At 73.3% G+C, this 18,640-nt stretch carries 20 protein-coding genes; 2 read left to right on the plus strand and 18 right to left on the minus strand.

The genetic code is table 11. The features are described from left to right. Positions 1–155: 155 nt before the first annotated feature. The 17 genes from E2C05_RS17135 to E2C05_RS17210 all read right to left on the minus strand — a co-directional run bounded on the left by E2C05_RS17135 (position 156) and on the right by E2C05_RS17210 (position 13,309). On the minus strand, positions 156–1,187 hold the full coding sequence (locus E2C05_RS17135; protein WP_133220867.1) for a Rieske 2Fe-2S domain-containing protein: 1,032 nt from the start codon (positions 1,185–1,187) through the stop codon (positions 156–158). A 38-nt stretch (positions 1,188–1,225) separates the two neighbouring features. Next, positions 1,226–1,363, minus strand: coding sequence for a hypothetical protein (locus E2C05_RS33110; RefSeq protein ID WP_158292187.1), 138 nt, complete (start codon positions 1,361–1,363; stop codon positions 1,226–1,228). 6 nt (positions 1,364–1,369) lie between these two features. Beyond that, on the minus strand, positions 1,370–1,579 hold the full coding sequence (locus E2C05_RS17140; RefSeq protein WP_133220868.1) for a hypothetical protein: 210 nt from the start codon (positions 1,577–1,579) through the stop codon (positions 1,370–1,372). Between the two features lie 102 nt (positions 1,580–1,681). Further along, on the minus strand, positions 1,682–2,860 hold the full coding sequence (locus E2C05_RS17145) for a DUF3734 domain-containing protein (protein ID WP_240046767.1): 1,179 nt from the start codon (positions 2,858–2,860) through the stop codon (positions 1,682–1,684). Positions 2,861–2,944: 84 nt separating this feature from the next. Further along, positions 2,945–3,628: a DUF1223 domain-containing protein gene (locus E2C05_RS17150; RefSeq protein ID WP_133220869.1), complete on the minus strand. Its 684-nt coding sequence runs from the start codon at positions 3,626–3,628 to the stop codon at positions 2,945–2,947. A 173-nt stretch (positions 3,629–3,801) separates the two neighbouring features. Continuing rightward, positions 3,802–4,308 (minus strand): GNAT family N-acetyltransferase, encoded by a 507-nt coding sequence (locus tag E2C05_RS17155; protein WP_133220870.1) that lies wholly within the window; start codon positions 4,306–4,308, stop codon positions 3,802–3,804. Between the two features lie 235 nt (positions 4,309–4,543). Beyond that, complete coding sequence (gene ettA, locus E2C05_RS17160; RefSeq protein WP_133220871.1) at positions 4,544–6,223, minus strand: energy-dependent translational throttle protein EttA; 1,680 nt, start codon at positions 6,221–6,223, stop codon at positions 4,544–4,546. 77 nt (positions 6,224–6,300) lie between these two features. Beyond that, a complete protein-coding gene (locus E2C05_RS17165; protein WP_200305932.1) occupies positions 6,301–6,633 on the minus strand; it encodes an HNH endonuclease family protein in 333 nt (110 codons plus the stop codon). Positions 6,634–6,742: 109 nt separating this feature from the next. Further along, a complete protein-coding gene (locus E2C05_RS17170) occupies positions 6,743–7,705 on the minus strand; it encodes a Bug family tripartite tricarboxylate transporter substrate binding protein (protein ID WP_133220872.1) in 963 nt (320 codons plus the stop codon). Beyond that, complete coding sequence (gene leuD / locus E2C05_RS17175; protein WP_133220873.1) at positions 7,705–8,307, minus strand: 3-isopropylmalate dehydratase small subunit; 603 nt, start codon at positions 8,305–8,307, stop codon at positions 7,705–7,707. Before leuD ends, E2C05_RS17170 begins: the two co-directional genes overlap by 1 nt. Positions 8,308–8,311: 4 nt before the next feature. Continuing rightward, the gene (leuC, locus tag E2C05_RS17180) at positions 8,312–9,727 is read right to left on the minus strand and encodes a 3-isopropylmalate dehydratase large subunit (protein WP_133220874.1); all 1,416 of its coding nucleotides are present in this window, start codon (positions 9,725–9,727) and stop codon (positions 8,312–8,314) included. Positions 9,728–9,734: 7 nt separating this feature from the next. Next, positions 9,735–10,520: an N-acyl homoserine lactonase family protein gene (locus E2C05_RS17185; protein WP_133220875.1), complete on the minus strand. Its 786-nt coding sequence runs from the start codon at positions 10,518–10,520 to the stop codon at positions 9,735–9,737. A gap of 5 nt (positions 10,521–10,525) precedes the next feature. Beyond that, the gene (locus E2C05_RS17190; RefSeq protein ID WP_133220876.1) at positions 10,526–11,458 is read right to left on the minus strand and encodes an NAD(P)-dependent oxidoreductase; all 933 of its coding nucleotides are present in this window, start codon (positions 11,456–11,458) and stop codon (positions 10,526–10,528) included. Then, on the minus strand, positions 11,455–11,808 hold the full coding sequence (locus E2C05_RS17195; RefSeq protein WP_133220877.1) for a carboxymuconolactone decarboxylase family protein: 354 nt from the start codon (positions 11,806–11,808) through the stop codon (positions 11,455–11,457). Before E2C05_RS17195 ends, E2C05_RS17190 begins: the two co-directional genes overlap by 4 nt. Before the next feature lie 156 nt (positions 11,809–11,964). Next, on the minus strand, positions 11,965–12,414 hold the full coding sequence (locus tag E2C05_RS17200) for an ATP-binding protein (RefSeq protein WP_158292188.1): 450 nt from the start codon (positions 12,412–12,414) through the stop codon (positions 11,965–11,967). A gap of 95 nt (positions 12,415–12,509) precedes the next feature. Next, the gene (locus E2C05_RS17205; RefSeq protein WP_133220879.1) at positions 12,510–12,947 is read right to left on the minus strand and encodes an ATP-binding protein; all 438 of its coding nucleotides are present in this window, start codon (positions 12,945–12,947) and stop codon (positions 12,510–12,512) included. 26 nt (positions 12,948–12,973) lie between these two features. Continuing rightward, positions 12,974–13,309 (minus strand): STAS domain-containing protein, encoded by a 336-nt coding sequence (locus tag E2C05_RS17210; RefSeq protein ID WP_158292189.1) that lies wholly within the window; start codon positions 13,307–13,309, stop codon positions 12,974–12,976. Between the two features lie 182 nt (positions 13,310–13,491). Between E2C05_RS17210 and E2C05_RS17215 the strand changes: the two genes are divergently transcribed. Both E2C05_RS17215 and E2C05_RS17220 read left to right on the plus strand, forming a co-directional pair. After that, positions 13,492–15,138, plus strand: coding sequence for a methyl-accepting chemotaxis protein (locus E2C05_RS17215; RefSeq protein WP_158292190.1), 1,647 nt, complete (start codon positions 13,492–13,494; stop codon positions 15,136–15,138). Then, complete coding sequence (locus E2C05_RS17220; RefSeq protein WP_240046768.1) at positions 15,135–16,337, plus strand: PP2C family protein-serine/threonine phosphatase; 1,203 nt, start codon at positions 15,135–15,137, stop codon at positions 16,335–16,337. Before E2C05_RS17215 ends, E2C05_RS17220 begins: the two co-directional genes overlap by 4 nt. A 207-nt stretch (positions 16,338–16,544) precedes the next feature. Here the strand turns inward: E2C05_RS17220 and E2C05_RS17225 are convergent. Continuing rightward, on the minus strand, positions 16,545–18,640 hold a 2,096-nt coding region (locus tag E2C05_RS17225; protein WP_133220882.1), incomplete at its 5' end, for a chemotaxis protein CheA.

An 18,640-nucleotide genomic window follows, 5' to 3' on the forward strand; every position in this document is an offset into this window, starting at 1 on the left:
CGGGTCGTCCGCCGCGGCGCCCAGCAGCAGCGCCAGCGCCGCCGCGCCGCCCAGCAGCCCGGCGGCGACCCGCCGCAGGAAGCGGCCGAGGCGGGGCGGCGGCGCCGCCTGCCAGCCGATGAAGAACTCCTCGAAGCCCTCTTCCCTGGCGCGGCTCATGCCACCGCCACCGGCTCCACCCGCGTGCCGGGCGGGTTGGGGCGCGGGTCCAGCCAGACCTCTCCGCCGACCTGGCGCAGGCGGTAGGTGGCCAGCCTTTCCGTGTAGGGCGGCGGGGCGCAGCCATCCTCCAGCCGGTACTGGAAGCCATGCCAGGGGCAGGTGATGCAGCCATCCACCACCCGCCCCTCCCCCAGCGGCCCGTTCTGATGGGCGCAGAGATTGGTCACGGCGGAGAGCCGCCCCTGGTGGCGGAAGATGGCGACCGCCTCGCCCCGGAGCGGGCGGATGGTGACGGCGCCGCCTTCCGGGATGGCCTCGGCCGGCCCGGCGAGCACCCAGGGCGGCTCCGGCGCCGGCGGTGCGATGCCGGCGTCGCGCCGCGCTTCCCGCAGGCCGGCCGCGACATGCAGCGCGACGAGCAGCGCGGCCGAGGCGAGCACGACCAGCGCCAGGGCGGGATCGGTCGCCGCCTGCAGCGCGCCGAAGCCGACATGCGCCACCACCAGCGCATAGGCCAGGTAGAGCGACATGTGCAGCGCCTTCCAGGCCGGCGGCGTCAGGAAGGACAGCCAGAAATCATGGCTGGTGGCGGCCAGCAGGCAGAGGATCAGCAGCGCCCCCAGGCCGAAGGGGATGAAGGGCCGCACCGGCTCGGAGGAAAGCAGCGCGACCAGGGAGGGCGTGGGGCTGAAGGCGAAGTACCAGTCCAGCACCGCCGCGGCATGCGACAGCGCGGCGAGGCAGGTCAGCACGCCGAGGTGCCGGCGGTTGTAGAGCAGCGGCAGGCAGCGCCGGTCCAGCCGCGCCAGCGGCCCGATGGCCAGCGCCAGGGTCAGCAGCAGGAAGGCGGCGCTGCCCCAGGCGCGCATCAGCAGGGTGGGGCCGTCCAGCGGCCGCGCCGGGTCGGCGAGGTGCGGGCCGAGATGCAGGTAGAGCAGCACATAGGTGGCGACCGCCAGCAGCAGCACCGCGTCATAGGCGAGCTTGGCCCGCGTCCAGCCGACCGGGACGTAGCGCGCGCTCATCGCCCGATCCTCATGCCCGCGCGCTCATGCACACACGCTCATGCCGGGGCGATGCGAACCGGCGGCTCCGCCGGGCCGGATGGGCGCGCCAGCAGCGCGCCGAGCAGAAGGGCCGGCAGCAGCGCGGCGAGGGCAAGCCAGGCCAGCAGGTGCAGGCGACGATGGCGAAGCCGCATGGCGGTTCAGCGCGCCAGTACCCGCCAGCGCCACAGCACCAGCGGCCAGAGCAGGAGGAGGCCGGGCAGCAGCAGCGGCCGGAAGGCATGGGCACCCCGCGCCGCCGGGTCCACCCGGTCCAGCCCGCGCAGCAGGAACAGCAGCCCGACGGCGAGGCCGCAGGCGCCATAGGCGCCGGCCGCCGCCAGCAGCAATTCCGCCGTCAGGCGCGACATGCCGCCGCCCCCGGCGCGCCGGTCACGCCAGGGCGCATGGGCCATGCCCCCTGGCACCGGTGCCCCGACCCATGCGCTGCCCAGGCGCGGCCGCCGGCATGGTCATTCCGCCGCCTGCCGCTGCGGCTCCGCCGCATCCTCCGGCGCGCGGCGCGGCGCCCGCAGGTCGAAGGTGCGGGCGCCCACATCCGGCGGCGCCGGCGCCAGCCAGGGGGAAGCGGCGAGCGCCGCCGCGGCATCGGCGTGGCCGGCGGCCCAGCGCTCCTCCATGGTGCGGCGGCTGAACTCGTAGTCCTTGGACTGGCCCTGCGGCCGGTCCGGCCGGTAGACCAGCTGGACGATGTCCATGGTGGTGACGCAGCCGTAGTTGTACAGCCACTGCGCCTCCGCCGTCGCCTTCAGCTCCGGCGACAGCTTCTCCCACAGCGCGTTGATGTTGTGGCGCACGTCATGCGCCTCCAGCAGCATGTTGGTCACCTGCCGGGTGCGGCTGGAATAGCGGATGTCCTTCTCCCGCTCGCTCACCTCCTCGAGGTTGGCGGGCAGCTTCCCGCGGGAGGCGAAGACATCGACCTGGAAGGTCAGGCGGCTGCGGCGCGGCACGTATTCCAGCACGTATTGCAGCGGCGTGTTGGAGACGAGGCCGCCGTCCCAATACGCCTCGCCGTCGATCTCCACCGCCGGGAAGCCCGGCGGCAGCGCGCCGCTGGCCATCACATGCTCGGCGCGGATCACCGTCTCGCGGTTGTCGAAATAGGCGAAATTGCCAGTGCGCACATTCACCGCGCCGACGCTGAAGCGGATCGCCTTCGCGTTGATGCGGTCGAAATCCACCAGCGCTTCCAGCGTGCCCTTCAGCGCCGCGGTGTCGTACCAGCTGACCGGCGTTTCCCCGCCCAGCCAGGCGGCGACCGGCCGCGGCGCGAAGAAGCCGGGCTGGCCCAGCAGCAGCGCATTCAGCGCGCCGAGGCTGCGATGATCCATAACGCCGCGTTCCAGCAGGCCGAGCCACCAGGCCGGGACGCAGCCGGGCGGGGCGGTGATGCCTTCCCAGAACTGCCGCAGCCGCTCCACCCGGCGTTCCGGCGCGTTGCCGGCGATGATCGCGGCGTTGATCGCGCCGATCGAGATGCCCGCCACCCAGTCCGGCAGGTAGTCGGACCCCGCCAGCGCCTCGTAGACGCCCGCCTGGTAGCTGCCGAGCGCACCGCCCCCCTGCAGGACGAGCGCCACCTTCTTGTCATAGCTGGCGGGGCGCGGCGGATGGGCGGGTCCTGGCATCGGCACGGCATCTCCTCAAGGCCCGGTTCGGGCGTCAGGCGGCGGTTATGGCCCCATGCCGGGGGCGCTGGCGAGACAATCCGGTTACGCCCGGGCGGCCGCCAGCACGGCCCCGTCCGGCGCCTGCAGCAGCAGCGCCAGCCGCTCCCCGGCCGGGCGCGGCAGCGCCAGGCTGGCCGGCGCCCCGCGCCACGCCCCGGCCGCCACCGCGGCGCGGACGACATTGGCATGCACCAGGCGGCGGCCGCGATTCTCCCCCGCGCCCACCGCCGTCGCCTGCCGGGCATCATAGCCGATGAGCCAGAGGCTGCCCTCCCCCGCCCCGGCGCCGATCTCCGCCAGCGCCTGGTCGCCGGCCGCAGCCAGGGACAGCGACGGGCCGGCCGGCGGGGCCGCTGCGGCAATGGCGGCCAGCAGGGCGCGGCGGTCCGACCCGACCACGTCCCGCCGGCCCTGCACCACCGCCTGCGGGGTGTAGGGGCTTTCCAGCCGCAGCGCGGCGACGTAGCGCCGCTGCCGCGCGGTCGCCTCGGCCAGGGAGAAGCGGTCGCGCCAGCCCAGCCGGTCCCAGTAGGTGACGTGCCAGGACAGGGCGAGGACGTCCGGCCGCCCCTCCGCCAGGTCCAGCAGCACCGCATCGGCCGGCGGGCAGGAGGAACAGCCCTCCGAGGTGAAGAGCTCGACGACCACCGGCCCGGGCGGCGCGGCGGCAAGCGGCCGGGCCAGGAAGGCCAGGGGCAGGGCAAGCATGGCGGCACGGCGACGCATCGGGGCCTCCTCGGGCCGGTCGCCGTCATCCCGGGCCGCTTGGACGGCAGGGCGGCGCCAGCCCGCAGCGTGGCGAAAGGGGACCGCATTGCCGCGAGGTTCCGCACCGCGACGACCGGCCCGACAGAGGCTTCGACCCGGCGGCGATGCCGGTTACCGGGCCGGCCGTGATGTCAGCCGCGCCGCAGGCTCTCGAACAGGATCATGCGGCGGCCCTTGTGGTCGAAGGCATCGCATTCGGCCATGCCGATGTCGCCCAGCACCTGACGGGAGGCATGGTTCTCCTCCCAGGCGACGGCGATGATCCGGGCCAGCCCGGCGCGATGCCCGAATTCCAGCCCGGCCCGTGCCGCCTCGCGCGCATAGCCCTTGCCGCGGCATTCCGGCCAGAGGGCGAAGCGCATGGCGACGCCGCGGCCGTCCGGCCGCTCCATCAGCCCGGCGATGCCGAGGAACTCGCCCGTCTCGGTCTCGAACACGCACCAGGTGCCGTAGCCGCGCACCTCCCAGAACTCGATGTCGTCCTCCAGCTCCTCCCGCGTGCGCTCGGGGGAGCGGACGCCGTGCAGCATCAACTCGAAGACCCGCGGATCGCCCTTCAGGCGGATGAGGTCGGGCAGGTTCTCCTTGCCCGGCGGGACCAGGGTGAGCCGCGGCGTGCGGACGAGCCGGCCGGGCATCGGGACGCGGGGCGCGTGGGTCACCGCGGGTGGCCCGAGGGGTGCTCTGCCCCCCTTTTACTCCCCCCGCCGGGGACCGAACGGGCCCCCGGCCCCCCGTCCGGGTTTGACGAAGCCCGGCAGGCCCCCAGCGGAGGCCTGCCGGGCTTCGTTGACTCGAGGGTTCCAAGGGCCCTTCGGCCCTCGGCAGGGGGATGCAGGGGGGGCAGCGTCCCCCCTGCGGCCAACCCGCTTCTCACCGCGTCAGCGGCCGGTACTTGATCCGGTGGGGCTGGTCGGCCGCCGCGCCGAGGCGGCGGCGCTTGTCGGCCTCGTAGGCCTGGAAGTTGCCCTCGAACCACTCGACATGGCTGTCGCCCTCGAAGGCCAGGATGTGCGTCGCCAGGCGGTCGAGGAACCAGCGGTCGTGGCTGATGATCACCGCGCAGCCGGCGAAGTCCTGCAGGGCCTCCTCCAGCGCGCGCAGCGTATCGACGTCGAGGTCGTTGGTCGGCTCGTCCAGCAGCAGCACGTTGTGCGGCCGCTTGAGCATCTTCGCCAGATGGACGCGGTTGCGCTCGCCGCCCGAGAGCACGCCGACCGGCTTCTGCTGGTCGCCGCCCTTGAAGTTGAAAGCGGCGCAATAGGCGCGGCTGGGCACGTTACGTTTGCCCATCGGAATCACGTCCATCCCGTCCGAGATCTCCTGCCAGACCGTGCGGTCGTCGCGCAGGCTGTCGCGGCTCTGGTCGACATACCCCAGGTCCACGCTGTCGCCGATGGTCAGCGTGCCGCTGTCCGGCGTCTCCTGCCCGGTGATCATGCGGAACAGGGTGGTCTTGCCGGCGCCGTTCGGGCCGATGACGCCGACGATGCCGCCGGGCGGCAGCTTGAAGGACAGCTCGTCGATCAACAGGCGGTTGCCATAGCCCTTGCGGATGTTCTCGGCGGTGATGACGATGTTGCCGAGGCGGGGCGCCGGCGGGATCTGGATCTCGGTCGGGTCGGGCGCCTTCTCCTGGCTCTTGGCCAGCAGCTCCTCGTAGGCCTGGATGCGCGCCTTGCTCTTCGCCTGCCGGGCGGAAGGGCTGCGGCCGATCCATTCCTGCTCCTCGGCCAGCTGGCGCTGCCGGGTGCTCTCCTCCTTCTCCTCCTGCGCCAGGCGCTTGCGCTTCTGCTCCAGATAGGCGGAGTAGTTGCCCTGGTAGGGGATGCCCCGGCCGCGATCGACTTCCAGGATCCAGTTCGTCACGTTGTCCAGGAAGTAGCGGTCATGCGTCACCACCAGCACCGCGCCCTGGTAGTCGCGCAGCGTCTTCTCGAGCCAGGAGACGCTTTCGGCGTCCAGGTGGTTGGTCGGCTCGTCCAGCAGCAGCAGGTCGGGCTTTTCCAGCAGCAGCTTGCACAGCGCGACGCGCCGGCGCTCGCCGCCCGACAGGTTGGTCACCGGCAGCTCCGCCGGCGGGCAGCGCAGCGCGTCCAGCGCGATGTCGATGGTCCGGTCCAGCTCCCACCCGTTGGCGGCGTCGATCCGCTCCTGCAGCTCGCCCTGCTCGGCCAGCAGGATGTTCATCTCGTCCTCCGACATCTCCTCGGCGAATTTGTTCGAGATCTCGTTGAACCGGTCGAGGTCGGCCTTCAGGTCCTTGAAGGCGAGCATGATGTTCTCGCCGACCGTCAGGTCGGGGTCGAGATGCGGCTCCTGCGACAGGTAGCCGACCCTGGCGCCCTCGGCGGCCCAGGCCTCGCCGCCGAATTCCTTGTCCTGCCCGGCCATGATGCGCATCAGCGTGGACTTGCCGGCGCCGTTCGGGCCCAGCACGCCGATCTTGGCATCCGGCAGGAAGGAAAGGGTGATGCCCTTGAAGACCTCCCGCCCGCCCGGATAGGACTTCGTCAGGTCTTTCATCACATAGACGTACTGATAGGCCGGCATGCGGGGCATCCTGCGCGGGTATGGGGGCGTCGGCCCTATCTAGCCGCCGGGCCCCCGGCTTCCAAGGCAGCAGCGGCTCAGCGCCACTTGGCCGTGCGGGACCGGGCCCGGCGGGTCGGGGCGTGGAAGTCCGGCGGCTTGCCGCGGACCCAGGCCAGGAAGCGGGCGATCTCCGGGTCGGCCCGCAGGCTGGCGATATCCGCCAGGCGGCGAGCCAGCTCCGCCTCGGTGAAGCGGGCATGGATGGCGCTGTGGCAGATCTGGTGCAGCCGCGCGGTGCCGAGATGCGTCCCGCCCTTCAGCCGCGGCACCAGGTGGTGGCGGCTGGCGCGGGCGCCGGGCGGAATCGGCCGGTCGCAGAGGGGACAGGGCTCGACCGGTGGTGGCGGTGGATCGGCGCGACGACGCATCGCGGTGGCAGATGGCGTCGGCCGGCGGCGGCGCCAGGGCGGATCGCAGGGCACTGCCCGGCGGATGCCGGCCGGGACGGGGTGGCGCCGCCGTCGCGGCGCTGGCCCCCTACCCCAGCGTGATGCCGGCCTCGCGGATCACCTGTTCCAGCAATGCTCGCTGGCCGTCGAGCCAGGCGCGGAATTCGGCCGGGCTGTTGCCGACCATGATGGCGCCGGCGGCATCCATGCGCTGGCGGACACCAAGATCGGCGGTGGCCTGGGCGATGGCGGCGGCCAGCCGGGCGATGACGGGGGCCGGCGTGCCGGCGGCGGCGAAGACGCCGTTCCAGTCATTCATGTCGAAGCCGGGGAAGCCGCTCTCGGCCAGGGACGGGACATCGGGCAGGGTCGGCACGCGGGCCAGGCTGGTGACGGCCAGGATGCGTGCCTGCCCGGCCTGGGCCGGCGGCCGGATGGAGCTGGTGGTGATCAGCACGGCGTCCAGCACGCCGGCGGCGATGTCCCGCGCCGCATCGGCGCCGCCGCGATAGGGCGTGTGGATCAGCCGGATGCCGGCGCGGCGCTGGAACACCTCCCCCGCCATATGGGCCATGCCGGCCGCCGGCGGCGTGCCGTAGCTGATCGCCCCCGGCCGGTCCTTCGCCAGGGCGATGAACTCCCCGATCGTGCGGGCGGGGAAGTCCCGCTTCACCGCCACCACCTGCGGGAAGAAGCAGAACTGGCTGACCGGGATGAAGGCGGTGCGGTAGTCGAAGCCCAGGTCCTTCATCAGCGGCGGGTTAGTGAGCTGGTTCGCCGCATCCACCAGGAAGGTGTAGCCATCCTTCGGCGACTGCAGCGTGGCATTGGCGGCGATGACGGCATTGCCGCCGGTGCGGTTCTCGATCGCCACGGACTGGCCCAGGATCTCCGCCAGCTTCTGCCCGACGGTGCGGGCCGCGGTGTCGGCGGCGCCGCCGGCGGCGAAGGCGACGATCAGGCGGATGGGGCGGTTCGGCCAGTCCTCCACGCCCTGCGCCAGCGCCGGCGCCGCCAGCAGCGCGCCGAGCGCGGCGCGGCGCGTCGTCATCACAGCCGGTTCTCGCGGCCGTAGCGCCGTTCGAAGGCGGCGATGTCGTCCTCGTAGCGGGCGGTGAGGCCGAAATCGTCCAGCCCTTCCAGCAGGCAGTGCTTGGCGAAGGGGTCGATCTCGAAGGGATGGACGCTGCCATCCGGGGCCGTCACGGTCTGCGCCGGCAGGTCCACCGCGATGCGCGCGCCTGGGGTCGCCTCAAGCTGGGCGATGATGGCCTCCACAACGTCCGCCGGCAGCACCACCGGCAGCAGCCCGTTCTTCGTGCCGTTACTACGAAAAATGTCGCCGAAGCTGGGGGCGATGGCGCAGCGGAATCCAGCATCGAACAGCGCCCAGACGGCGCTTTCCCGCGAACTGCCGCAGGCGAAATTGCGGCCCGCCACGACGATCCGCGCCGCCTGCCAGTCGGGCCGGTTCAGCGGGAATTCCGGGTCCTGCGCGCCATCCGGCAGGCGGCGGGCGTCGTGGAACAGGAAGTCGCCATGGTCCACCTCCCGCGGGCGGGAGAGGAAGCGCGCGGGGATGATGCGGTCCGTGTCGATATTGGGCTGCGGCAGCGGCACCGCGACGGCGTCCAGGTGGCGGAAGGCTTCCATCGGATCAGGCCCCCAGCAGCCGGCGGACATCGGCGAAGCGGCCCTCCACCGCCGCCGCCGCGGCCATGGCCGGGCTCAGCAGATGGGTCCGCGCGCCCGGGCCCTGGCGGCCCATGAAATTGCGGTTGGAGGTGCTGGCGACGCGCTCCCCCGGCGCCGCGATGTCGCCATTGGTGCCGAGGCACATGGAGCAGCCGGGCTCGCGCCATTCGAAGCCCGCCGCGCGGAACACCGTGTGCAATCCCTCCGCCTCCGCCTGGCGCTTGACGGGGGCGCTGCCCGGCACAACCCAGGCGCGCACGCCCTCCGCCACCTTGCGGCCGCGCGCGACTTCGGCGGCGGCGCGGAGATCCTCGATGCGGCTGTTGGTGCAACTGCCGATGAAGACGCGGTCCACCGGGATCTCGGTCAGGGGCGTGCCGGGGGTCAGGCCCATATAGGCCAGCATGCGCTCCATCTGCCCGCGCCGCTCGGCATCCGGCGCCCCGGCCGGGTCGGGGATGGCGCCATGGATGGGCAGCGCATCTTCCGGGCTGTTGCCCCAGGTGACCATGGGCTCGATGGCACTGCCGTCCAGCGTCACCTCGGTGTCGAACACCGCGCCGGGGTCGGAGGGCAATTGCCGCCAGCGGGCGACGGCGTCGTCCCAGTCCGCACCCTGCGGCGCGAAGGGCCGGCCGTGCAGATAGGCGAAGGTGGTCTCGTCCGGCGCCACCATGCCGGCGCGGCCGCCCGCCTCGATCGACATGTTGCAGAGCGTCAGCCGCGCTTCCATCGACAGGCCACGGATGGCGCTGCCGGCATATTCGATGACATGGCCGGTGGCGCCGGCGGCGCCGATTTGCGCGATGATGGCCAGGATCACGTCCTTGCCCGTCACCTGCGGGCCGAGCGTGCCGTCCACCGTGATGCGCATGGTCCGCGGCTTGCGCTGCCACAGCGTTTGCGTCGCCAGCACATGCGCGACCTCCGTGCTGCCGATGCCGAAGGCGAGCGCGCCGAGCGCGCCATGCGTCGAGGTATGGCTGTCGCCGCAGACCATCAGCAGCCCGGGCTGGGAGAGGCCGGTCTCCGGCCCCATGACATGCACGATGCCCTGGTTGGGATCGCCCAGGCCGAACTGCCTGATGCCGAATTCGGCGGTGTTGCGCGCCAGCTTCTCCACCATGCCGCGGTGGCGTTCGTCCGGGATGGCATCCAACGTGCCGCCGACGGTCGAGACATAATGGTCCGGCGTGGCGAAGATGCGGTCCGGCGCGCGCGGCGTCAGGCCGCGGCGGCGCAGCATGTCGAAGGCGGTGGCGCCGCCGTCATGCAGCAGATGGCGGCCGACATAGAGCAGGGTCTGGCCATCCTCCCGCTCCAGCACCCGGTGCCGATCCCAGATCTTCTCGAAGAGCGTGCGCGGTGCCTCGGCCATGGGATGGCTACTCCTTCGGGTCCAGGTCGAGGCGCACGGCGATGCCCTCCAGCCCCGGCACGGCGGGGTAGCGCCGCATCACCTCCGGGTCGTGGCCCGGGACGATGTGGCGCGGCGTCGGCGCCAGGGCGCGCAGGCGATCGAAGCCTTCCAGCATGTCGCCGACATGGAAGGCGGTGGTGAAGGGGCGCTTGGCCTCCAGGTTCTCGTAGAAATGCGCGACATCGGAGGCGAGGACGACGGTGCCGCGCGCCGTCTCCACCGTCACGCATTGCAGCCCCGCGCTGTGCCCGCCGCAGGCATGGATCCGCAGGCCCGGCGCCAATTCCGCATCGCCGTCATGGAACACCACGCGGTCGGCGAAGGTCATCCGCACGATGCCGGCGACATCCTCGAACTCGAAGCTGTGGCGCAGGCGGTGGTGGCACATGTAGCGCCCTGTCGCGTAGCGCATCTCCGCCTCCTGCAGGTGGAAGCGGGCGCGGGGGAATTTGTGGAAGCTGCCGACATGGTCGTAGTGCAGGTGGCTGATGACCGCCTCCTCGACCGCCTCGGGCGCGATGCCCAGCAGGGACAGGCTCTCGATGGGGCAGCGCAGGTATTCCCGCTTGCGGCGGGCCGCAACCTCGGCGGTGAAGCCGGTGTCGAGCACCCAGGCCCGGCCGTCCCGCACCATGGCCCAGACGAAATAGTCCATCGGCATGGGCGCGTCATGCGGGTCGCCGCCGATGAAATGCTCCTGCCGGCGCGCCGCCCGCATCGCGTAGCGCAGCGCGAAGACCTGCCAGGCCATGCGCCCTAGCCCCTGTCGGCGTCGAGCACCGCCTGCACGGCGGCCGGGTCGCAGGCGATCTCGACGCCCGCGCGTTCCGTCTGCAGCCGCATCGGCACCCGGCTGTCGAGGTTGCCGAGGCCGCGGCCCAGCGCCTCGTTCATCTCCTCCAGGGTCAGCTGGCAGAAGCGCATGGGCACGCCGAGTTCCCGCCCCAGGCTGGTGGCGAGGGTGACATCCTTGTGCGCCAGGCGCAGCGCGAAGGCCGGCGGGTCGTAGCGGCCGGTCAGGAACTGCTCCGCCAGCCGGTCGAAGGTGCGCCGCCGCCCCAGCGCGCCCTGCCGCACGGTCTTCCAGAGGTCGAGCGGATCGAGCCCCGCCTTGACGCCCATGGAGAAGACCTCGGCCAGCGCGGTCTGGATCGCGTAGCCCGCCATGTTGTGCACCAGCTTGGCGACGGTGGCCTGGCCGATCTCCCCCACATACGCAGCCTGGTCGCCCATGGCGTCCAGGACCTTCCTGTGCGCCTCGTAGGTCGCGCGGTCGCCGCCGACCCAGATGGCCAGCTTGCCCGTCTCCGCCCCCTTCGGCCCGCCGGAGACCGGCGCGTCGAAGGCCTGCGCGCCCTTCTCGGCGAAGGCAGCATGGATGCGGCGCATCAGCGCCTGGCTGTTGGTCGAGAGGTCGAAATAGGCGAGGCCCGGGCGCGCGCCCGCCAGCAGCCCGTCCGGGCCGAAGACCACCGCCTCCACCTCCTTCGGGCCGGGCAAACTCGTGAAGACCACGTCGCAGGCTTCGGCGACCTCGCGCGGCGTCGCGCCCCATTCCGCGCCGGCGTCCAAGTGCCGCGCCGCGGCGTCGCGCCGGACGTCGTTCACCACGAGCTTGTACTGCGACTTCTGCAGGTTGGCGGCCATGAAGGCGCCCATGGTGCCGAGGCCGATGAAGCCGACCTTCATGCGCCGTCTCCCCCTGGCCCCTTCGCCTTGTCCTGTTCCTCGAACACGTCCATGGCGATGTGGGACGCGGTCATGGCCGCCGGCCAGCCGGCATAGATCGCCAGGTGGGTGATGACCTCGGCGATCTCCTCCCGCGTCACGCCATTGCCCAGGGCGCGGCCGATATGCGTCGCCAGCTGTTCCTGCCAGCCCAGCGCGGTCAGCGCCGCCACCGTCGCCAGGCTGCGGTCGCGCTTGGACAGTTCCTTGCGCTCCCACACATCGGCATAGGCGTAGTCGTTGGTCATCTGGACCAGCTTGGGGAAATAGGGCTTCAGCCGGTCGCGCCGGGCGGAGGGCGGGGCAGCCATGGATGCTCCTTCTCACCGGGTGGAGGCAGCCCCTCGCCCCGCCGCGGCGTGCGCGGCAGGCCGGCGCGCCGGATGGCGCGCGATGGACGATTTCCCCCGATCCCTGGTCTGGCCGCGATCCTAGGTCATTCGACCGCCCGCGCAAGCCGCGCGCCGTCAGCCGGGCAGTGGCACCAAGCAGGTCAGGCGGTTGCGCCCGGGCAGGCGGCGATAGGCCAGGTCGGTGGCGACGCGGCCGATGATGTGCAGCCCGGCCCCACCCGGCGCCCGCGCCGCCAGCGGCTGGTCGGGCAGCGGCGCCACGGGGCGGGTCGGGTCGAACTCCCGGCCGTCATCCTCAGCCTCCACCGACACCCCGTCGGGCGCCAGGCGCAGGCGGATATGGAAGCCGGTGGCGGGAGGCTCGCCGCAGGTGCCATGGGTGACGGTGTTCACCGCCAGCTCCTCGACCACCAGCAGCAGCCGGTTGGCGACCAGCGGCGGCAGCCCGGCCGCGGCGGCGAAGCTTTCGACCGCGTCCAGCAACCCGGCCAGCGCGTCCTCCCGCGCCGGGACCGACCGTTCGAAGCTCGTGTCGGGCGCCGTGCCACCTGCCCTGCCCTGCACCGCCCCGCCCCCACGCGCGGCAACGGAATTGTTGCCGCCGCAGCCTAGACCGGGTCGGACCGGGGCCGGAAGACCCCCGGTTGTGCCGCGGCGCGTCAGGACGCGGCCGGCGCGTCCTCCAGCCGGATCGCGACCTCTAGGTGGTTCCGGCCGGCCGGCGTGCGGCGATAGGCGATGGTCGAGGCGAAGCGCCGCACCAGCAGCAGGCCGAGGCCGCCGATCTGCGGCTCGCCCTCCACCTCGTCCAGCCGCTTGCCCTCGACCTCGCGCGGGTCGAACGCCACCCCGTCATCCTCGAGCGCGAGCCTGGCCCCGGGCGGCGCCAGTTCGATCTCCGCCCGGAATTCGCGGCTGTCCTCCGGCACGTCCGGATAGCCGTGCATGACGATGTTGGCCGCCAGTTCCTCGAACACCAGCTCGATCCGGTGGCCCTGGCGCGACGGCACCGCCGCCGTCTCCAGCCACTCGGCAAGCCGCGCCTGGGCCTCGCCCAGCGCGCCCATGCTGTTGCGCAGCGTCAGGGTCAGACGCATCGCCCGGGCGCCCCGGCCGCCGGCGCTCAGGCGCCCAGTTCGGCGCGTCCGTCCTGGACCGAGGCAAAGATGGGGATGATGGCGCCAAGCGCGACGGTCTCGAACACCTCCTGCACCTGCGGCTGCGCCCCGGCCAGCACCAGCCGCCGGCCGCGCCGCTGCAGCACCCGGGCATTGCTGAGGAACATGCGGATGGCGAGCGAGCCGCAGAAGGCGGCATTGGTGAGGTCCACCAGCACGTCCTTGCTGCCGCCGGACACGATGGCGGTGAAGCGCGTCTCCAGCGCGCCCACAGCGACGGTATCCAGCCGTCCCTCCAGCACGATCTGCTGCACCGAATCCGAAAGCTCGATCAGTTCCATGGCGCGCCGGTCTCCATCCTGGCAGCGGATAAGGCAGCCCGCCGCGGCTTGTCCAGCGCGCCCCATCGGCCGAGACGATGCAAGCGGAATCTTTCATCCGCGTGTCACGGGGCGGGCGTCGTGCCTTGTTGCGGCGCATCCGGCTGGGTAACGTCGGGGGGTTCAGGGGCGGGGCGTCGGGGATGGAAGGTTCGCTCCCACCAGGCGGGGCGCAGGGGGTGCAGGCGGGCGGCGCCGCGGCCCTGGACCAGCGGCGCGGGATCGCCGCGGCCAGCGGCCGCATCGCGGTGCGCGCCGGCGCCATCACCCTGCTGATGCTGCTGGTGCTGATGGGCCTGTCCGGCACCGCGCTGACCATCGTCCACCGCCAGGGCAACATCATCGAGGCGCTGGGGGTCCGCGACCGCGCCGCCACCACCGCGGTGGACCAGCTGGCGACCTCCATCGCCAATTTCAGCGCCGGCTATGCCAGCGTGCTCGCCGGGGTGCTGCAGCCCGGCCCGGCGGCCGACCGCATGTACCGCAATGCCGAGCAGATCCTCGAGCATTTCCGCGTCCTCGACGCCGCGGTCGGCAGCCAGATCGACCGGGTGGTGATGGGCGGGGCGCGCGACATGATCGGCCGCCTGCCCGACCTGGGGGAGCAGGTGCGGGCCGCTTTCGCCGCCCGCAACCGGTCGCAATACGCCCTGCTGCACGAGGAATGGCTGGACCAGACCACCGCCTATGGCCGCCTGGTCGATGAGGCGCGGCGGCTGGTGCAGGCCCGCGCCGACCGCAACCTGGCCAGGGCGCGGGAGCTGTCGGAGGTGGCGCTGCGCGTCGTGCTGGGCGGCGCCGCGCTCGGCCTGCTCGGCGTGCTCGCCACCTGGTTCGTGCTGGTGCGGCAGACCGCGCAGCCGCTCGGCACCGTGGCGAAGTCCATGCGTCGCCTCGCCGCCGGCGACGACGCGGCCGAGGTGCCGATGCAGGACCGCCAGGACCAGGTGGGGGAGATGGCGCGGGCGGTCGCGGTGTTCCGCGAGAACCTGCGCACCACCCACCGCCTCGCCTCCTCGGCGCTGGAAGGGGCGCGGCGCACCGCCGTCGCCACCAGCCAGGCCAGCGATGCCATCGGCCAGATCAGCGACGGCGCCATGACCCAGCTGGGCGAGCTGCGGCAGGTCGCCGATGCGCTGGGCCAGAGCGCCGACGCGATCCGGGAGGTGGGGCGCGCCACCCAGCACGCCGCCGACCGGTCGTCGGAGGCGCGCAGCCTGCTGGTTGAGAACCTGCGCAAGCTGCGCGAGCTGATCGAGGTTGTGGACGCGGTCGGCGAGGACACGGAGCGCGTCACACGCATCGCGGGCACCATCGCCAAGATCGCAACCCAGACCAACATCCTGGCCATCAACGCGGCGATCGAGGCGGCGCGCGCCGGCGAGCATGGCCGCGGCCTGGCGGTGGTGGCCGAGGAAGTGCGGGCCCTGGCCGCGAACACGGAGAATTTGGCGCAGGAGATCGCCGATGTCGTGGTTGTCTCGGGCCGCCGCACCCGGGAAGGCAGCCAGACCGCGAGCGAGGTGGGCATGGCGATGGATTCGCTGGAACAGCTGGTGGTCGAGACCGCCCGCCTCGCCGGCTCCATCGCCGTCGCCATGGAGGAGCAGCAGGCGACGGTGACCAGCATCAACGACCGGGTGACGACGCTGACGCGCATCGGCCAGTCCAACGCCACCGCCGCCGAGGAGATCACGGTGACCATGATCGACCTCTCGAAGCTCGCCTCCGAGACCCGCTCGGCGGTCGAGAGCGTGGCGAGCGGCGCCGTGGCGGATCGCGGCGCGTGAGCGTGGCCGAGGCGGGTCCCGCCGCGACGCCGGCGGCGGCGGTCGAGGTGCTGGTGGTGGACGACAGCTCCTTCAACCGGCTGCTGCTGAAGCGCCGGCTGGCGGAGCTGGGCTACGAGACCGTCACCATGGTCACCAACGGGCGGGAAGCGCTGGCGGCCATGCAGGCCCGCGCCTTCGACGTGGTGCTGCTCGACCTCGAGATGCCGGAGCTCGACGGCATCGGCGTGCTGGAGCACATGCGGGCCAGCGGCAAGCCGGAGCCGCCGGTGATCGTCATCTCGGCGCTGTCCGACCTGTCGGGCGTCGTCCGCTGCATCGAGCTGGGCGCCGAGGACTACCTGCCGAAGAGCTTCGACCCGCCGCTGCTGCGGGCCCGGCTGTCCGCCATCCTCGAGAAGAAGCGGCTGCGCGACCTGGCGGCGGAACGCCTGGCGGCGCTGGAGGCGGAGCTGGAAAGCGCAAGGCAGGCGCAGCTCTCGCTGGTTCCGCACGACTTCGCCGGCATCGGCTGCGGCCGGCTGTCCCTGCATGCCGTCATGGTGCCGGCGCGGCAAGTGGGCGGCGACCTCTACGACGCGTTGCGGCTGGACGACAGGCGATTGCTCTTCGCCATCGGCGATGTCTCGGGCAAGGGCGCGCCGGCGGCGCTGACCATGGCGCGGACGCTCGGCCTCATGCGCGCCGCAGCGCGGCGGCTGGCGGCGGCCGAGCCGGGCCTGCCCGACCCGGGCGTGATCCTGGCGCTGACCAATGACGACCTGGCGATGGAGAATGACAGCCAGACCTTCGTCACCGGCATCCTCGGCTTCGTCGATGCGGCGACCGGGGAGGTGCGGATGGCCAGCGCCGGCCATGACCCGGTGGCGCTGCTCGCCCCCGGCGCGCCGCCGCGGCTGCTGCAGCCGGGGCAGCGCCGGCCGGCCCTCGGCGTGATGGAGGGGCTGGTCTTCCCCAGCGACCGCCTCACCTTGGCACCCGGCGAGGGGCTGCTGCTCTACACCGACGGCGTCACCGAGGCCGAGGACCGGGCGCAGCGCTTCTACACGCGCGAACGCCTCATCGCGCAGCTTGAAGGCCAGGGTGGCGCGGCGCCGGAGGCGATCATCGCCCGCGTCATCGCCGACCTGGACGCCTTCGCCCAGGGCGCGCCGCAGGCGGATGACATCACGGCCCTGGCGCTGCGCTACGCGGGGTGATGCGCGGGCGTGCGAGCGGGACACGGTCCCCCTCGCGCTCCCCCAGCCAAGGGCCGAAAGGCCCTTGGATCCTTTGAGTCATCGCCGACCCCGGGACCCCCAACGGGGGGGCCCGGGGTCGGCGATAAACCCATAAGGGGGCCGGGGGCCGGTTCGGTGCCCGGCGGGGGTTGCAAGGGGGCAGAGCCCCCCTGCGTCGCGCACGCCTCAGGCCGGCGCCAGCGCGTCCGGCTCCAGCACCACCACCGGGTCGCCATTCCCCAGCACGCCCAGGCCGGCCACCGCCGGCAGGCCGGCGAAGCCCGGATGCATCGGCCGCAGCAGCAGGTTGGTCCGCCGCCGCACCCGGTCCACCTGCAGCCCCAGCGGCCGCCCGGCCGATCGCACCAGCACCACGCCGCCCGGCGCATCCACCTCCGGGTCCAGGCCGAGCATCGCGGCCAGCGCCACCACAGCGCAATCCGGCGGCGTCCCGCTGTCCAGCACGCCCTCCACGCGGGCCGCCGGCAGGGCGTAGGGGTGGCCGCCGACCTCCACCAGCAGCACGGTCTGCACCGCCGCCGTCACCGGCAGCATCAGGCGGAAGGTGGTGCCGCGGCCCAGCGCGCTCTCCACCTCCAGCGCGCCGCCAGCCCGCCGCGCCGCATCCTGCACCACGTCGAGCCCGACGCCGCGGCCGCTGGTCTCCGTCACCGCCTCGGCGGTGGAGAAGCCGGGGGTGAAGAGCAGCGCCTGCACCTCGGCATCCGTCATGCGTGGCGCCGCCTCCTCGGCGACCAGGCCGCGATGGATCGCCCGGCGCAGCACCCCCTCCCGGTCGATCCCCCGCCCGTCGTCGCTGACCGTCAGCCGGATCTGGCTGAGCCGGCGGGCGGCGGCGATGCGCAGCGTCCCGCCGCGCGGCTTGCCGGCGGCGGCGCGCTCGGCCGGCCCCTCGATGCCGTGGTCCACCGCGTTGCGGACCAGGTGCAGCAGCGGGTCGGCCAGCAATTCCACCAAGCTGCGGTCGATCTGCACGTCGCGGCCCTCGAAGACGACCTCGACCTCCTTGCCGCCGGCCTCGGCGACCGCGCGCACCACGCGCGGCAGCCGGGCGAACAAGGTGCCGATGGGGACGACGCGCAGGCCCAGCACCGCCTCGTCCAGCTGCCGCAGCGCCAGGGCCAGCCGCCCCTCGGCCCGGCCGAGCTGTTCCTGCAGCCGCCGCAGCACGTCGAGCGCGCCCATCAGCTCCCGCGCCGCCGGGCCGGAGAGGCGGCGCTCCAGCCGCCCCAGCCGCGCCAGCGCCTCCAGCGCCGCCTCGTCATGCAGCGCCTCGTTCAGCGCCAGCGCGGCGGCGCGCGCCTCGGCCTCCAGCGCGATGATGCCGTCCACCGTGTCCTGCCGGACGCGCATGGTCACCGGCGCCGCCCGCTCGCCCTCCGGCCGCGCCAGCGGCACCAGGGACAGCATGAGCCGGTGCGCCGGGTCGATGCGCTCCATGCGCTTCAACAGGTCGGGCAGCGGCGTCGCCGCCGCCAGGAGCATGTCGAGATGCGCGCGCGGCCCCTGCAGCACCGTGCGGCTGGTGATCGGCTGCGTCTCCTCCCGCAGCCAGGCCTCCAGCCGCGCCTCCAGCTCCGGCGGCGCGCCAATTGCGATCTGCGCGCGATAGAGCGGCGTGCCGGCGGCCAGCGCCGCCTCCAGATGCCCCCGTCCCTCCGGCCCCAGCACCGGGGCGAATTCCGGCGGCACCTGGGATGGCAGGGCGGCATCCGCCGCCTCCACCCGTCCGGGCGCCGCGCCGCGCAGCAGGCCGGTCTCGGCCGTCAGGCGCAGCTGCTCGGCCAGCGCCGGGCCGTCCCGCGCCAGCAGCTCGGCCGCCTCCGGCTCGCCGGCGCGGTCGGCCAGGTCCTCGATCCGCAGCAGCAGCGCCTCGATCTCGTCGAGGCCGAGGCCCGCCGCCAGCGCCGCCGCCTCGCGCGACTCCGCCACCACCGCGCCGGCATCGGCGGCGGCGCCGGCGACGATCGCCTCCAGCCGCACCGCCAGGCCGGCCAGCGCCGGACGCATCGCCTTCTCGGCCTCCGGCACCTCGGCCAAGGCCGTGGCCCCCGCCTCCTCGCCGCAGCGCTCGGTCAGCAGCTGCATCTGCCGGCGCAGCAGGCCCAGCACCGGCAGGGCGGCGGGGCCGGAGCAGCCGCCCAGGCGACGAAGCGTCGCGGCCAGCCGCGGCAGGCGCAGCAGCTCGGCCGCATCGGCCAGCGACTGCGCCTCGGCCGCGGCGGCGGCATCGGCGCGGCTGCGCAGCCGGGCGAGCAGCG

It is taken from the genome of Paracraurococcus ruber, assembly GCF_004353985.1.
GTDB lineage: Bacteria > Pseudomonadota > Alphaproteobacteria > Acetobacterales > Acetobacteraceae > Paracraurococcus > Paracraurococcus ruber.

Excerpts from the sequence above, each read along its gene's own strand:
- E2C05_RS17155 (WP_133220870.1), bottom strand. The coding sequence starts at position 4,308 with ATGCCCGGCCGGCTCGTCCGCACGCCGCGGCTCACCCTGGTCCCGCCG.
- E2C05_RS17140 (WP_133220868.1), bottom strand. The coding sequence starts at position 1,579 with ATGTCGCGCCTGACGGCGGAATTGCTGCTGGCGGCGGCCGGCGCCTAT.
- E2C05_RS17205 (WP_133220879.1), bottom strand. The coding sequence starts at position 12,947 with ATGCGTCTGACCCTGACGCTGCGCAACAGCATGGGCGCGCTGGGCGAG.
- E2C05_RS17210 (WP_158292189.1), bottom strand. The coding sequence starts at position 13,309 with ATGGAACTGATCGAGCTTTCGGATTCGGTGCAGCAGATCGTGCTGGAG.
- ettA (WP_133220871.1), bottom strand. The coding sequence starts at position 6,223 with ATGCCGGCCTATCAGTACGTCTATGTGATGAAAGACCTGACGAAGTCC.
- E2C05_RS17150 (WP_133220869.1), bottom strand. The coding sequence starts at position 3,628 with ATGCGTCGCCGTGCCGCCATGCTTGCCCTGCCCCTGGCCTTCCTGGCC.
- E2C05_RS17135 (WP_133220867.1), bottom strand. The coding sequence starts at position 1,187 with ATGAGCGCGCGCTACGTCCCGGTCGGCTGGACGCGGGCCAAGCTCGCC.
- E2C05_RS17145 (WP_240046767.1), bottom strand. The coding sequence starts at position 2,860 with ATGCCAGGACCCGCCCATCCGCCGCGCCCCGCCAGCTATGACAAGAAG.
- E2C05_RS17170 (WP_133220872.1), bottom strand. The coding sequence starts at position 7,705 with ATGACGACGCGCCGCGCCGCGCTCGGCGCGCTGCTGGCGGCGCCGGCG.
- leuC (WP_133220874.1), bottom strand. The coding sequence starts at position 9,727 with ATGGCCGAGGCACCGCGCACGCTCTTCGAGAAGATCTGGGATCGGCAC.
- E2C05_RS17190 (WP_133220876.1), bottom strand. The coding sequence starts at position 11,458 with ATGAAGGTCGGCTTCATCGGCCTCGGCACCATGGGCGCCTTCATGGCC.
- E2C05_RS33110 (WP_158292187.1), bottom strand. The coding sequence starts at position 1,363 with ATGCGGCTTCGCCATCGTCGCCTGCACCTGCTGGCCTGGCTTGCCCTC.
- E2C05_RS17185 (WP_133220875.1), bottom strand. The coding sequence starts at position 10,520 with ATGGCCTGGCAGGTCTTCGCGCTGCGCTACGCGATGCGGGCGGCGCGC.
- E2C05_RS17165 (WP_200305932.1), bottom strand. The coding sequence starts at position 6,633 with ATGCGTCGTCGCGCCGATCCACCGCCACCACCGGTCGAGCCCTGTCCC.
- leuD (WP_133220873.1), bottom strand. The coding sequence starts at position 8,307 with ATGGAAGCCTTCCGCCACCTGGACGCCGTCGCGGTGCCGCTGCCGCAG.
- E2C05_RS17215 (WP_158292190.1), top strand. The coding sequence starts at position 13,492 with ATGGAAGGTTCGCTCCCACCAGGCGGGGCGCAGGGGGTGCAGGCGGGC.
- E2C05_RS17195 (WP_133220877.1), bottom strand. The coding sequence starts at position 11,808 with ATGGCTGCCCCGCCCTCCGCCCGGCGCGACCGGCTGAAGCCCTATTTC.